Here is a 14,904-nt window from a genome sequence, read left to right on the forward strand (position 1 = left end):
CCCTTCTCATCAGAACTGTTCATATATAAATGATGCGCCCGCACCGGAGCCGTATACTCCGCAAATGGCAATGAATGCCAGACCTGCTGCCATGACCAGCCATTTGAATACTATGTTCTGCTTTGCAAGCCATTCTCTGACATCGCCTGTGCTGCCTCTTCTCTCCATGATCTCCTGCGCGATGGACACAGCAAGAAGGAGAAGGCATCCAAATATCAAAACTCTCCACTCTCTTCCTGAAAGTGAAAATTCATCCACAATATTATACACCCTTGAGTGATCAAAAACCATGGAACGGATCATCCAGATCGAGCTTCGGATTCCCTGTCCCATAAATATAAGACGTCCGATGACACAGAGGATGAATGTCCTGAGCATTCTGAATATCTCCCAGCTTATGCAGTCAGTCTTTATCCTGAGCGCCTTTGTAAGCTTTGCCAGCGGTTCCTCAAAAAGTGTCGACATGCATATCAGCACTCCGTGATACAAGCCCCATGCTATATAATTCCACTTTGCGCCGTGCCAGAGACCGGTCAGCACCCACACACACAGGATAGGTATGCTCGCTGCAAATACCTTTCCTATCACATTTCCTAGGTGATCTCTTATCTTGACATTGAGCTTGAGGAACAGCTTTGATGTTGACACCGGGTAGAATACATATTCTCTGAAGAATGCACCCAGTGACAAATGCCATCTTCTCCAGAACTCAGGAAGTGTCTGTGAAAAGTATGGTCTTCTGAAGTTCTCTCCCAGAACGATGCCGAAGCACTCTGAAGTGCCCCTTACTATGTCCATACATCCTGAGAAATCGCAGTATATCTGGATGGAATATGCGATTCCCACTGCCAGGAATATTCCGCCATGATAATCAAATGTATGCCCAAATATCTCTGTTGTAAAAGCTCCTATCCTGTCAGCTATAACGATCTTCTTCACAAATCCCCAAAGCATGAGCCAGACACCTCTCATGATAGTGTCCATATTGAAGCTGTGCTCCTCCCAGAGCTGATGTCCTACTTCCTCATATCTGGCTATAGGTCCCTGGGTAACATGTGGGAAATAAAGCACATATGACAGGTATCTGAAGAAATTCTTCTGCGCTGATATTCGTCCGTTATACAGATCCACGAGATATGAGATCATCATGAATGAGTAAAATGATATTCCCAAAGGTGCTATGAGATTCCAGTCAGGAATGCTCTGCAATCCGTCGTATGGTATGAATCTCTTTATATTGTCGAGCACAAAGCCAAATGCCTTGAACACCGCCAGAACACCGATAACTATGACAAGTGCCCACACAAGGAACTTCTTTCTCTTCGCCTTCTCAGCAGCCTTGATCTTTCGTGCGGTTCTTCTGTCCGCATCCTTTGCCAGCTCCTCCTGCTCGTCCAGACTCTTCTGCAGCCTCAGTGAGAACAGATAAACGACAACAGCCGTGACAATGACCAGAAACAAGTACTCTATCCCGGCATATCCGTAGAACACAAGACTCACAAGGAGCAGTATCACCCACTGTATCTTCTTTGGAACTATGTAGTATAGCACTATTGTACACAATAAAAAAACTATAAATGTATAAGTTACTACTGACATGTCCTCTCCCTCTTCTACAAGTAAAAATTATTTATACACTGCTAAACGCCGGCCAGTATTTTAACAGCAGCGCACATACTACTGACATGACCGCCAGAACCAGCAGAGTTATCTTCCAGCCCTCTTTGAACATATACTTTGGCGACAGGCCGTATCCAACCGGTATCGCCCTGATGGATGTCGGAAGCATGTATGACAGGTTGACTCCCACAGATGCCACATATATGTACGGTATCGGATTGAGTCCGCAGCCCTGTGTGATGGATATTACCAGCGGCATGGCTACCGCAGCCGTGGCTGTGTTAGATGTCACATCCGACATGAGAAGTGTAACGGCAAGTATCACGAACACTGTGATAAATCCGCCCTTCATATCAAGCTTTGATATACACTCACCAAGTGCCTCTGCAGCACCGGATTTGTTGATGAGTGTTCCGGCGGCAAGTCCACCGGCAAATATATACATAAGTCCCCAGATGATCTTACCCTGAACATTCTTCCACACCATAATACGCTCTCCGTTCTTATTGGTGAGAAGGAATGATACTATGGCGCATATGATAAATACATACGCCGGCTTGAGTCCCGGAAGTATGCTCTGGTAGAGCTGTCTGGTAAATGCAAGCACCGTGGCAAGAACAAATAACACAAGTGCTATCTTCTCCTCGTAACTCATAGGAGGAAGCTCCTTGTATTTTGCCACAAAGTATTCCCTTGAACCGCCAAGCATCTCTGTCTTCTTCACATCACGGATCATGAACAGGATATTTACAAGCACAAGTATGAGCATGATAGGCAGGAATCTTACGACCCATGAAGAATACATGTACTCCTCGCCTGTTATCTGCTGTATATATTCGACCGTCACAAGATTCATCGCACCTCCGAGCGGCGATGCCAGACCACCGAGTCCGGTTGCATATGCTATCGTGAGAAGTATCTTTGATGCAGTCTTGTTTGTCTTGATGTCGTCCATTCCTATGTACTTGAGCATGGCGATTGCTATAGGTGTGATCGTCGCACATACCACTGCATTTGGAAGCACCGCTGACAAAACTGCTGACAACACAAACCAGAACACAAGCTGTATCCTCAAACTGCTGCCGATAAGTCTCAGGAATGTAATGGCTATCCTCTTGTCAAGCCCGGTATTCTCCCACATCACGCTTATGATGGAAGCTCCCAGAAGAAGCAGTATCGTCTCGTCTGCATAGTTGGAAATGACCGCCGACATGTCAGTCATCTGAAATATCGCATTTAAGGCTATCGGGAGGAATGCGGTTACCGCATAGTCCACAGGGCCTGTTACCCACCAGTACGCCATCCACATGATGGTTCCTATCGCTGCTCTTGACTCAAATGTCGTGAATACTCCGTGTGGCAAAAGTGCCGTAAACAGCCCGAATAACAATGGGCCGATCAGTAAATGTACTATTCTCTTTCGGTCTTTCATAAATATATCTCCTATTTTCAATAAAACACTAATTTTAAATTATAAATATTTAAGATTAATCTTTCATTAAAAAAATTAATATATATTAAAATTCACAGACATTATTCTGCATTTACCGGGATTTTAAATGTAAACAGGCTTCCTTTTCCGGGCCCACTGTCAACATCCACGGTTCCTCCGTAATATCTGGCGATCTGCATTACCTGTGACAGACCCAGGCCAAAACCCTCCGCACTTCTGTCCGGCTCACCTCTGTAAAAACTCTCAAATATCTTTTCCTTTGTGCTATTATCCATTCCCCGGCCCTCATCCCTGACCGAGATAAAATAGCTGTCATTTTTCACACCGCAGGACACATGGATACTACCTCCATCATTGCTGTATTTCACCGCATTTGACATCAGATTGTTCACGACGATAACTATATGGTTCATATTCGCTTTGACCATCGTCGGCTTCAGGTCGTAGGTAAACTTAAGATTCTTCTTACAGATATACTCCACGTCATCACACACAGACTCCACCACATCCAGCAGATCTACATCCTCAACCGCTATGACTGCGTTTTCGTTGTCCATGACCGACATCTGAAGAAGCTGCTCTATGAGCCCCTTCATACGTGAGGTCTGCCTCTCGAATACCTCTATGCTCTCAAGCATCTCTTCATCGCCATTCTTCTCAGCTATCTCCCTGGAAAGCTGACACTGGGCATGCATGACTGCTACAGGTGTTCTCAGCTCATGGGATACATTTGCATTGAACTCGGTCTGCCTCTCAAGCTCCTGATGGACTTTTTTGTACAGGTTGTTATTCGCATCGGTTAGCATATCAAGCTCCTTGAACGGGCCGTCATACTCCAGATTCTCTGTAAAATCAAGATTGTCCACACTCTTATCTATCGAACGGTTCAGGCTTTCCATTGGAACTGCTATCAGTTTCCTCAAAGCAAATGCATATATCACAAATGCTATCAGCACGATTCCAATAACACAGTATGATTTATATAAAAGCTCACTGTAATTGCTCTCTATATCCCTGACGGATACCATGACACAGATCTTGTATTTAGAAGTCTTCTTCAGCGGCTCTTTGTCTGTTCTTCCCCGCCTGACGACTGCAAAATACTTGACCTTCCCTGCATCTATATGCATAAGACTTTTGCTTATATCCGGATTATCCGCATATCCCTCAGGCACCTCGCCGTCAAGGATCTCGCCGTCATTTCCCTGAAGGAACACATATATCTGTTCATTGCTATCCGGCTCGTCCTCACGGTCGTAAAATCCATCATCTATATGTGGCTTCTTCTGTGAATCATACGCTATGTATCGTCTAATTTGCATTACCTCCTGCGTCAGCTTCTTATAAGCCATCAGGTTCATATCATCATTCATAAGATTGTTCTGGATGACCAGCAGGCAAGATATTCCCACCACCAGAATAAGTGCTGTGATTATAACAGTATATGTTACAAATGATATTTTTCTCTTTAACATTCCAGTTTGTAGCCGACACCTCTTATTGTATGGATCAGCTTCTCCTCATAATTATCGTCTATCTTTCTTCTCAGATAACGGATGTACACATCTATCACATTTGAATTGACATCGTCATCTATGTTCCAGATGTTCACCCGTATCTGTTCCCTGGTGACTACCACATTTCTGTTTCTGGCAAGGTACTCAAGGATAGCATACTCCCTGACCGTGAGATCGATGACCTTTCCATCCCTGATCGCCTGTCTGTTGTTCATGTCGACCACCAGTGAACCACAGGTTATCACATTCTCATTTACCTGATTCTGGGTTCTCAGCATGACCCTGAGTCTTGCCATAAGCTCCGAGAACTCAAACGGCTTTGTCATATAATCGCTGGCTCCGGCATCCAGCCCCCTGACTATATCCTGTGTCTCCGTCTTGGCCGTGAGGAAAAGCACGGGAACCTGTATCCCCGCATTTCTCATCTCACGCAGAACTGTTATTCCGTCCTTGTTCGGGATCATTATATCCATGATCGCCCCATCGTAATTCTCCGCTTCCATATAATCAAGTGCCGCCTGTCCGTCATAACAGGCATCCACATTATAGCCCTCTTTGACCAGCTTACTGCATATTATGCTGTTCAGATCCTTCTCATCCTCAACTACAAGTATACGCATACTTCCATCCTCCCTGTCATTTTCACCTGTTGGCCACTACAGTATATCGCTGCACGATCGCTGAACAGATATATATTGCCATGCTTTTATGAAAATAACATTAAAAGCCGTCACTTACATCTGCCAAATGTAAATAACGGCTCTCAAATGCTGTTTTTATCTATTCTGTCTTACCGCTCTTCTCATCGTAAGTATCAAGGAAGCTATGTCTCACGCCTCCCTGCTTGTACTCTATAAGGGTATCGATATTGACATTCTCCACACTCTTGAATATATTGCCCTCCACAAACGGATTCGTCTTCTTGAGTGTCGCTATAAGCTGCTTGATCTCCTGACGCTTGGACTTCGTCTCCTCATTGTTACATGTTGTGCATGTGTCAGTGAACTTACATGCGCACTGTATGAAATGAAGCTCGTTGTAATCTCTCCACGCCTTGATGTCGTCCTCTCTCACCATATAGAGAGGTCTGATGAGTTCCATTCCCTCAAAATTGGTGCTGTGAAGCTTCGGCATCATGGTCTGCATCTGCGCTCCGTAGAGCATACCCATGAGTATGGTCTCTATGACATCATCGTAGTGGTGTCCAAGAGCTATCTTGTTACAGCCAAGCTCCTTCGCATAGCTGTACAGATGGCCTCGTCTCATTCTTGCACAGAGATAACACGGCGACTTCTCTACGTTATACACTGAATCAAATATATCAGACTCAAATATCTGGATAGGGATGTTCAGCATCCTGGCATTATCCTCTATGACCTTGCGGTTTGCCGGGCTGTAACCCGGATCCATAACTATGAACTTGAGCTCAAATGGGAACTTGTTGTGCCTTTTCAGCTCCTGAAAACACTTTGCCATGAGGAAGGAATCCTTGCCGCCCGATATACATACGGCTATCCTGTCGCCCTCCTTCACCAGCTCATATCTGTTGATGGCCTTTGTGAAGTTGCACCATATCTTCTTGTGGAACTTCTTGCGGAGGCTCTTCTCAACGTCGGCACATATATCAGTCTGTTCCTGCTTGCCCACGGTGTAGAGCAGCCATGATATATATCCGCCTTTAAGGCTCACCGCATCGTATCCCAGCTCTGTAAGTCTCTCCGCCAGCGGAATGCTGTTGGTTCCGTGGGTGCAGCAGATTATGAGTTTCTTTCCCTTTGAGTTGTCCCTGGGCATATATTCCTCTGCAGGAAACAGTTCACCTGCGGTTTCTGCCAGATGCTCCGGCATCAGACTGTCCGCAGGAACTGCCATCGCACCCGGGATGGCTCCGTGGGATATCTCAACTTCATCCCTGATGTCAACCATCAGATATGAATCCCTATCCAGTTCCTGTATCTCTTCTATTGTGATCTCTGATATATTCTCTGCACTATTACCCATATTATCTATGCCTTATCTCTACCACCGTTTAATATTTGTCATAAAATGTTCTGTCCTAACCATATATGCCAGGTTATGCGGCTGTTTTCCTGCTCTACTCTTTACCATCCCAGCAGTATGTACAAAGCTTGCACTTCTCAACTCCGCATGCCTCAAGCATATCATCAAGTCTGTTGAATCTGAGTGATGTGAAATGCAGCTCCTTGCAGATCTCATCAACCATCTTCTCATACTTCTCTGAATCAGGATCTGTGTACTCCTGAAGTACCTCGTCTGTCACATTTCCATTCTCAAGTCTCTCGATAACTCTTCTTGTTATCAGATCCATCTCTGATGATGATCTTGAGAAGTTAAGGTATTTACATCCGTATACAAGTGGTGGACATGCAGGTCTGATGTGCACTTCCTTGGCACCGCTGTCAAACAGATACTCGGTTGTCTCTCTGAGCTGTGTTCCACGCACGATGGAATCGTCTATGAGCAGAAGGCTCTTATCCTTTATAAGATCCTCAACTGCCAGAAGCTTCATCTTCGCGATGAGGTTACGCTGGCTCTGTATGGTCGGCATAAATGAACGTGGCCATGTCGGTGTGTACTTGATGAATGGTCTTGAAAAAGGTATTCCTGATTCATTGGCATAGCCGACTGCATGCGCTGTTCCTGAATCCGGAACTCCGGCTACGATATCAGGCTTAACGTTATCTCTCTTTGCCATGCTGGCTCCGCAGTTGTATCTCATCTGCTCTACACTCATACCCTCGTATGAACTTGCAGGGTAACCATAGTATACCCACAGGAAGGTACATATCTTCATGTCCTTGCCCGGCTGCACAAGCGTCACGCAGTTGGACGGCGTGAGTACGACAACCTCACCAGGACCGAGTTCTTTATAGTCATGGTATCCAAGGTTCTTGTAGGCAAAGTTCTCAAATGACGCACAGAATGCACCATCCTTCTTGCCTATGACCACAGGAGTTCTTCCATGCATATCCCTGGCTGCATATATTCCATTCTGGTTCATGAGCAGGAGTGACAGCGAACCGTCTATCTTCTCCAGCGCATATCTTATTCCATCTATCAGATTATCCTTCTGGTTGATGAGGGCTGCCACCAGCTCTGTGCTGTTGATATCCCCTCCGCTCATCTCAAGGAAATGTGAATGTCCCTGATCAAATATCTCCTTGGATATCTCGTCAACATTGTTGATCTTGCTGACAGTTGTCAGAGCATATGTTCCGTGATGTGAACGCACTATGAGTGGCTGTGGCTCATAATCGGATATACATCCTATTCCAAAATAGCCCTTCATGTTCTGCATATCTTTGTCGAACTTTGTTCTAAATGGAGCATTCTCAATATTGTGTATGGATCTGTCAAATCCCTTATCTCCATACACTGTCATGCCTCCGCGCCTTGTTCCAAGATGTGAATGATAGTCTATTCCAAAGAACAGATCAAACACACAGTCATCTTTTGCCGCTACTCCAAAAAATCCACCCATTGTTTTCCTCCTGAAGTGATAAAAATTTGTCATTTTCGCAAACATATCTATATTAGCATAGGACTAGCGGTGATTACAATATTATTTCATGACATTGTTACACATCTATTTTGTGATTTTAGCTTTCATAATATTATGATATACTATTTCTGTTGCCGCCCCTATACTGGCTCAGAAAGGGGGTAAGTACATATGATAACACTTCTTATTACCTTTATTATCTCTGTCATAGCAATTATTGTTGCCTACTATATTTGCAAATGGCTGGACAAAGATAAGTAATCGGCAACCAGCCTAGGAAATACGTCGTCCTACACGATAGACGGAGAAAACCCCAGAGGGTGCCACCTCTGGGGTTTTCGCTTGCGCCTATATTGTGTAAAGCACAATGATATACTCTTATTACCTTTTATATCTGCCGATATTATAACATATATAAATTCTGGTTACAACATCCATATTAACATAAATTTTATAACACATTCATTATCAATTTCACTACCCCCGCGACAAAAATCAGCCCCGCCAGTCCGAAAAAGAATACCTCCATCTCCCGGTACACCTTGTTTGATTTTTTCTCAAATGCCTTTCTCTCCTCCCTGGAGTAAAGCAGTCTATACTCACTGCCGATTGGATGTTTCTTTCTGTTTATATCCTGATTAACCACATAAGAATCCGGCTCACCGCTGTATGGATCGATGTATTCCACTGTGGGTTGTGCACATCCCGGCAATTTTGTCCTGCCGGTCAGGGTATCGTATCCTATGATCTTTCCGGTTATCTCCATGTCATACATATCATTCTCTTTTATGCGTTTTGACCGCATAATATACCCAGCTATCACAAATATCAGTACACACGCCAGCACCTTGATCACATCCAGGATAACCCATACAGGATTATTCCTATCTATAGCTATTACCCCTCCATCCTGCAGACTATCTACCACCATAGATACACTGATTAGCAAAAGTGCCATGCCACCAGCCAGAAGTCCGATACAGATATTCTTGAAGTTCCAGCGATCCTCCTTTGTCTTTATCCATATCGCAAGTCCGATAAAGAATATCCCCACAATACCGATAAAAGCTGATTTCACAAGCTCCGTTATAAATTCTACATTGTCTATTATGTAATCCATAGATTCCCTCATTTTCCCCGCTTATTTCCTATATTTAACACATTCTCACTGTATATAAACATTCTATCATTTAACCAACTACTGAAAAAGATCTGTATTCATACCAAAGACATCAATAACTTTCAAAATATCGGAAAGTTCATTCCTAAATTTCTGACGATACTCCTCCATGTCACCATTATCCCTGCCATTGTTACTAAGTTCAAATAAATCTCTGTCATTCTTTATCGCTACTGCCACCATATTGCCAGCGATCTGTATCTCCATAAATCCTTCAAGTCCCATAAGTCCCTGCATAAGCTGTGGCGTCAATACCCTCAAAGCAAGCTGGCTGTCAGAGGCATATATATCGAACCTGTTATCAAATGACGCGTTGCCCGTCATAAAACTGTTACGTGAATTCTCAGAACCCAATACTCTTGATAATATGCCACTTTTCTTTTCATTTTTCATTCTTCGACTAATTCTCTCCTGGATATGTACAAAACCATTAACATTCTTGTGGGAAGTAGCCATTATGAGCTGACCTTTAAAATTGGCAACATTATCGCCAAGGGACTCGCCGTCCGGTGAACCCTTTGTTTCCGTTCTGAGTGTGAGATCACTGAATGTAAATTCTACTCCCCTGTATATTCCATGTATAAAGTCAGAACCATCCATATTATTAAATGAAGGAAGAATCGGACAATTATGTAAAAATGCCTCATTTGTATATCCATTTGGCATGTATTCAATCACCTGCAAGCGCTCTCCAAGGACACTCCGTACAACATACTGTCCCATGAGTTCCTTGAGGTCTTTAAGTTTATTTGTCTCCATATATGAGAACAGGAAAAATCCGCCTACAAACAAAGCCGGAATCAGCAGCCAAGCAGAGTCTAATTCATAGCCATTTCTAGATACCACCATAAACGCAACAAATGGCGCAAATATTCCTATAAAAGAAACAATCTTAAACACCTTAAGCACTTTACATAGTTTGCGTTTTTCTAATATTTCCGATTCTATATTCTGATCCATCTTCTCATCTCCAAACTGTGATAAATACTCTATACGAATCTCAGAGCCTTACCGAACTTTTATCTCATAAAAAAATCGCCCTATACTGATATATAATATACCAGTATAAGACGAATTCAAACTTAATTAAAAAGATTTTCCCTGAATCCTAGCCGATGCTCTTAACGCTTTCTCCCTCTATCAGGGAATATGGCACTATCTCATGTTCACCAGCTGCTGCATAATTTATATGCTTGAGCATGATGTCAACACTTCTCGATGCCATGATCTCTGTATTCTGTTTTATTGTTGTAAGTCTTGGTACACAGTATCCTGCCAGCTCTATTCCATCAAATCCAGTAACTGACAGCTCCTCCGGAATATGTTTGCCCAGATCAGCAGCCGCTCTCATAACGCCGATCGCTATCGTATCACTGAGAGCCATGATTGCTGTAACCTCCGGCTGTTCCTCCAAGAGACGCTTCGTGGCCTCATACCCCGCCTTCATAGAATATCTGCACGGAATATATGTAAACTCCGCCCGGTCGTCATGCTGCCACTCATCTATAGCCCTCTTGCAGCCTTTATATCTGTTGAAACTTATCTGTTTCTCGGACACCTGTCCTCCTATGACTCCGATGTACCTGTGGCCTTTTTTAAGAAGATACCTTGTCATATCATATGTCGCTGTCGTATCGTCTATCGTTATGGAGGATATGTTGTCATTTGCAAGAATATCTCCGCTGGTTGTAATTATGACTCCAGGTATCTTCATCTCCTCCACACGTTCATCAAAAAGTGCAAGATTGGCACCCAAAAACATGATCCCCTTTGGATTCACGCTCCGAATTAGTTTGATGGCATACTCTATCTCATCACCATCCTCATCTATATATTCCACTATGACATCTTCATCATATCCCGCAAGCTGACTCTGTATGCGCTCTACTATATCTGCAAACAGCATGTTCTGGTTTCCTTTTATAATGACTACAACCGCCGATTTCGCTGCCATTTTGAGGTGCTTGGCATTGACATTTGGTTCAAACCCACTTTCCTCTATAACTCTAAGTATCTTCTCTCTGGCTGCGTCACTGACTCCGGTCTGATTGTTGATCACCCTGGACACGGTTCCGATACCATAACCTGATATACGCGCAATATCCTTTATTGTCATAAGCTGTATCCCACTTTTCTCTTTTATTCCCAATAATTATATTATCTTGCTATGTGGAGGTCAAGAAAATACTCTACTTATCATTTCCCGGTAAATATTTTTAGAGAGTACTTTTTCACATCTTGCTTCTCCCGGTCATCAGTGTAAGGCTGCCTATTTCCTCTGCAAGATCATCATCCGTATCATCAGATATAGTTCGCCACCTCCAGTTATCGCCAACTGTGGATGGCTTATTCATCCTCGATTTATTGTCTAGCCCCAAATAATCCTGCATCGGTATAATACAAAGATCTGCAATACTTCTCATAGCAAGCGTGATAAATGGGACATTGATCAGACGGTCCGGTGTATAATGAGCTGCCATATAATCCCTTGCCATGTCTCTGGATCTCTGATCTATACTGCTCCACCAGCCAATAAGGGTCTCATTGTCATGGGTTCCCGTATATACAACACAATTTCGTATATAATTATGTGGAAGATAGTCAGATGCCGCCCCGGTGTCTCTCACATCAAAGGCAAACTCCACAACCTTCATTCCCGGAAATCCGGAATCATGCACAAGCTTTCTGACCGAATCAGTCACAAAACCAAGATCCTCGGCAATGACATCTCTCTTACCCAGAGCTTTTTCTATATTCCTGAACAGATCCATCCCAGGGCCCTTTTTCCACTTGCCATTCACAGCTGTTTCCTCACCATATGGAATGGCATAATATTCATCAAAGCCTCTGAAATGATCAATCCGGACTACATCATAAAGCTTATAGCTGTGTCTCATTCTGGCTATCCACCAGCTGTAACCGGTCTGCCTGTTCAGCTCCCAGTCATATATTGGGTTTCCCCACAGCTGTCCGGTCTCCGAAAACCCATCAGGCGGACATCCGGCAACCTCGTATGGTCGCCTGTCCTCATCAAGCCTGAAAAGCTCCGGGTGTGCCCATACATCTGCGCTGTCCATAGCTACATAGATTGGGATATCTCCTATGATCCTTATATGGTTCTTGTTGGCATAGCTCTTTAGCGCATTCCACTGAGTATAAAACAAATACTGCATGTACTGCTGAAAATGTATCTCATCCGCAAGCTTAATCTGCATCTGCTGCACCGCATCAGGCTGCCTGTTTCTTATATCCTGCGGCCACTCTGTCCACGAAATTCCACCAAGCGAATCCTTTACAGCCATAAATAGTGAATAATCATATATCCATTCTTTGTTCTCATCCATGAACATGGAAAACTCCATGCTGTCAGTCATTTTCCATCTTTCATATGCTTTCCTGAGGAGACTGTATCTTCCATTATAAATTTTGCTATAATCAACGTATCTGTCATCATCTCCCCAGTCTATCTCTCTGCACTCACGGTCTGTGAGCAGTCCCTGATCCACAAGTGTATCAAGATCTATAAAATATGGATTTCCAGCAAATGTTGAAAATGACTGATACGGCGAATCCCCATACCCGGTGGGACCCATGGGAAGTATCTGCCAGTAACTCTGGTGTGCAGACCTAAGCCAGTCAACGAAACGATATGCCTCTTTTGAGAAGCTGCCAATTCCATACTTTGACGGGAGGCTTGATATAGCAAGCAGTATTCCTGCTGATCTTTCCATCTGAAATCTCTCCTTTTAACCAATTTCAGGCGGCTGCGAATCTCACAACCGCCTGTTTTTTATAATAATATTATATTACTATCCCTTTACAGCACCAGCTGCAACACCCTTGATGATGTACTTCTGTGCACAGAGGTAGAATACAACAACCGGAATGATAGCCATAACAAGGCACGCCATGATCGCTCCCATATCTACTCTTCCGTAGCTGCCCTTCATATACTGGACAACTATAGATATAGTCTTGTATTTCTTGATGTCGAGTACCAAATATGGCAGAAGGAAATCATTCCATATCCACATAGCCTCAAGTATTCCTACAGATATGTAAGTAGGTTTCATGATAGGGATAACAACCCTGAAAAATGTCTTGAGCGGCGTACATCCATCTATCATCGCAGCCTCCTCGACCTCCAAAGGAATGGACTTGATAAATCCGCAGAACATGAATACTGCAAGACCTGTTCCAAATCCAAGATACACGATCACGATTCCCCATGGAGTATTAAGGTGAAGTGCATCCGCAGTTCCAGCCAAAGTAAACATAACCATCTGGAAAGGTATTACCATAGAGAACACGCAGAGCAGATATATGATCTTTGTCGCTATATTCTTGACTCTGGTTATATACCAGGCTGTCATAGAGCAGAACAGCAGAATTGCCACTACTGAGAGAACCGTTATCACAACTGTCCAGCCCACTGCCTTAATGAAATCATACTGTGTTATAGCCGTTTTATAATTGTCCAAGCCTATGTAGCTGTGCTCATTTGGCAGTTCAAATGTCTCCAGACTGATAAACGTCTTGGCTTTCAAAGAGTTTATAATTACAATTATTATCGGTGAAACAAATATTATGGAAATAATGGTAAAGAATAAGGTAGCCAGAATTCCCGTCAACGTTGGTTTTTCTTTCACTCTGTATACAGGCTTTTTATCCGCTGTATTTGCTGTTTTCTGTATCTTCGCCATTACTGCTGCACCTCCTTTGATCTTGTAATCTTAAGCTGTATGAGTCCTATCGCTACTACCAGTATGAAGAATACGACTGCCTTAGCCTGACCTACTCCCTCATATCCTACTCTTCCATAAAATGTCTCATATATATTGAGCGCTAGCATCTCTGTCTTATGGAGTGGCTCGCCTCCTGTGAGTGCCAGGTTCTGGTCAAACAGTTTGAATGAGTTGGTTATTGTGAGGAATGTACATATAGTTATGGATGGCATCATGTTCGGGATCGTAACCCTGAAAAGTCTCTGTATTCTATTTGCACCATCAATCATGGCTGCTTCCTGAATGTCTTCAGGAATTGCCTGAAGTCCTGCAATATAAACGATCATCATATATCCTATCTGCTGCCAGCACACCAGTATAACCAATCCCCAGAAACCGAGGACTTCATTGAGCTTCAGGGCTGTATCAAACTTTGAGAATATGGCATCAAATATAAGCTGCCATACATATCCAAGTACGATACCACCTATAAGATTCGGCATAAAGAATACCGTTCTGAATATATTAGTTCCTTTGATCTTCTGTGTAAGTGCCAGTGCCACAAGAAATGCAAGAACATTTATAAGCACAAGTGTGACAATCGCAAATAATGTTGTAAACTTAAATGCATCCGGGAATGTTGAGTCCTTGAATGCGTCTATATAATTCTGAAATCCTACAAATTCAGCGTCCCTTATGGTCGTGAACTTACAGAAGGACAGATATATTCCCTCGGCAAATGGCACGATAAATCCTATTAGAAACGCAGCCATTGTCGGTATCAGAAACACCGGCCAATATCTTTTTATCGTTTTCTCCATAATTTTTTTGATAACCTCCACTCTGTTGCATATCAATTTTCTTTCCAATATCTTCTGAGTCTAAAA

At 43.3% G+C, this 14,904-nt stretch carries 12 protein-coding genes; all 12 read right to left on the reverse strand.

Features of this window, described 5'->3' with window-relative positions; all coding sequences use genetic code 11:
* Nucleotides 1–9: 9 nt before the first annotated feature.
* Entirely contained in the window at nucleotides 10–1,599 is a 1,590-nt protein-coding gene (locus DWX57_RS12925; protein ID WP_120124608.1) for an MBOAT family O-acyltransferase, read from the reverse strand.
* A gap of 31 nt (nucleotides 1,600–1,630) precedes the next feature.
* The gene (locus tag DWX57_RS12930) at nucleotides 1,631–3,052 is read right to left on the reverse strand and encodes an SLC13 family permease (protein ID WP_120124611.1); all 1,422 of its coding nucleotides are present in this window, start codon (nucleotides 3,050–3,052) and stop codon (nucleotides 1,631–1,633) included.
* Between the two features lie 101 nt (nucleotides 3,053–3,153).
* On the reverse strand, nucleotides 3,154–4,548 hold the full coding sequence (locus DWX57_RS12935) for a sensor histidine kinase (RefSeq protein ID WP_120124613.1): 1,395 nt from the start codon (nucleotides 4,546–4,548) through the stop codon (nucleotides 3,154–3,156).
* Nucleotides 4,542–5,210, reverse strand: coding sequence for a response regulator transcription factor (locus DWX57_RS12940; RefSeq protein WP_120124616.1), 669 nt, complete (start codon nucleotides 5,208–5,210; stop codon nucleotides 4,542–4,544). The genes DWX57_RS12935 and DWX57_RS12940 overlap by 7 nt, the downstream gene beginning before the upstream one ends.
* A gap of 160 nt (nucleotides 5,211–5,370) precedes the next feature.
* On the reverse strand, nucleotides 5,371–6,591 hold the full coding sequence (locus DWX57_RS12945; protein WP_120124618.1) for an ATP-binding protein: 1,221 nt from the start codon (nucleotides 6,589–6,591) through the stop codon (nucleotides 5,371–5,373).
* A gap of 94 nt (nucleotides 6,592–6,685) precedes the next feature.
* The gene (locus tag DWX57_RS12950; RefSeq protein WP_015533815.1) at nucleotides 6,686–8,092 is read right to left on the reverse strand and encodes an amidophosphoribosyltransferase; all 1,407 of its coding nucleotides are present in this window, start codon (nucleotides 8,090–8,092) and stop codon (nucleotides 6,686–6,688) included.
* Nucleotides 8,093–8,564: 472 nt separating this feature from the next.
* Entirely contained in the window at nucleotides 8,565–9,233 is a 669-nt protein-coding gene (locus tag DWX57_RS12955; protein WP_120124621.1) for a hypothetical protein, read from the reverse strand.
* Nucleotides 9,234–9,311: 78 nt separating this feature from the next.
* The gene (locus DWX57_RS12960) at nucleotides 9,312–10,253 is read right to left on the reverse strand and encodes a DUF3137 domain-containing protein (protein ID WP_120124624.1); all 942 of its coding nucleotides are present in this window, start codon (nucleotides 10,251–10,253) and stop codon (nucleotides 9,312–9,314) included.
* A 148-nt stretch (nucleotides 10,254–10,401) separates the two neighbouring features.
* A complete protein-coding gene (locus tag DWX57_RS12965) occupies nucleotides 10,402–11,409 on the reverse strand; it encodes a LacI family DNA-binding transcriptional regulator (protein ID WP_243106238.1) in 1,008 nt (335 codons plus the stop codon).
* Nucleotides 11,410–11,524: 115 nt separating this feature from the next.
* Complete coding sequence (gene malQ / locus DWX57_RS12970; RefSeq protein ID WP_120124629.1) at nucleotides 11,525–13,024, reverse strand: 4-alpha-glucanotransferase; 1,500 nt, start codon at nucleotides 13,022–13,024, stop codon at nucleotides 11,525–11,527.
* A 78-nt stretch (nucleotides 13,025–13,102) separates the two neighbouring features.
* Nucleotides 13,103–13,996 carry a carbohydrate ABC transporter permease gene (locus DWX57_RS12975; RefSeq protein WP_117550678.1) on the reverse strand — a complete coding sequence of 298 codons (894 nt, stop codon included), beginning with the start codon at nucleotides 13,994–13,996 and terminating at the stop codon, nucleotides 13,103–13,105.
* Nucleotides 13,996–14,838 carry a carbohydrate ABC transporter permease gene (locus DWX57_RS12980; RefSeq protein ID WP_117550680.1) on the reverse strand — a complete coding sequence of 281 codons (843 nt, stop codon included), beginning with the start codon at nucleotides 14,836–14,838 and terminating at the stop codon, nucleotides 13,996–13,998. Before DWX57_RS12980 ends, DWX57_RS12975 begins: the two co-directional genes overlap by 1 nt.
* Between the last annotated feature and the right edge of the window lie 66 nt (nucleotides 14,839–14,904).

Origin of the sequence: Coprococcus sp. AF19-8AC (assembly GCF_003603115.1) — a bacterium.
Taxonomy (GTDB): Bacteria; Bacillota; Clostridia; order Lachnospirales; family Lachnospiraceae; genus Coprococcus; species Coprococcus aceti.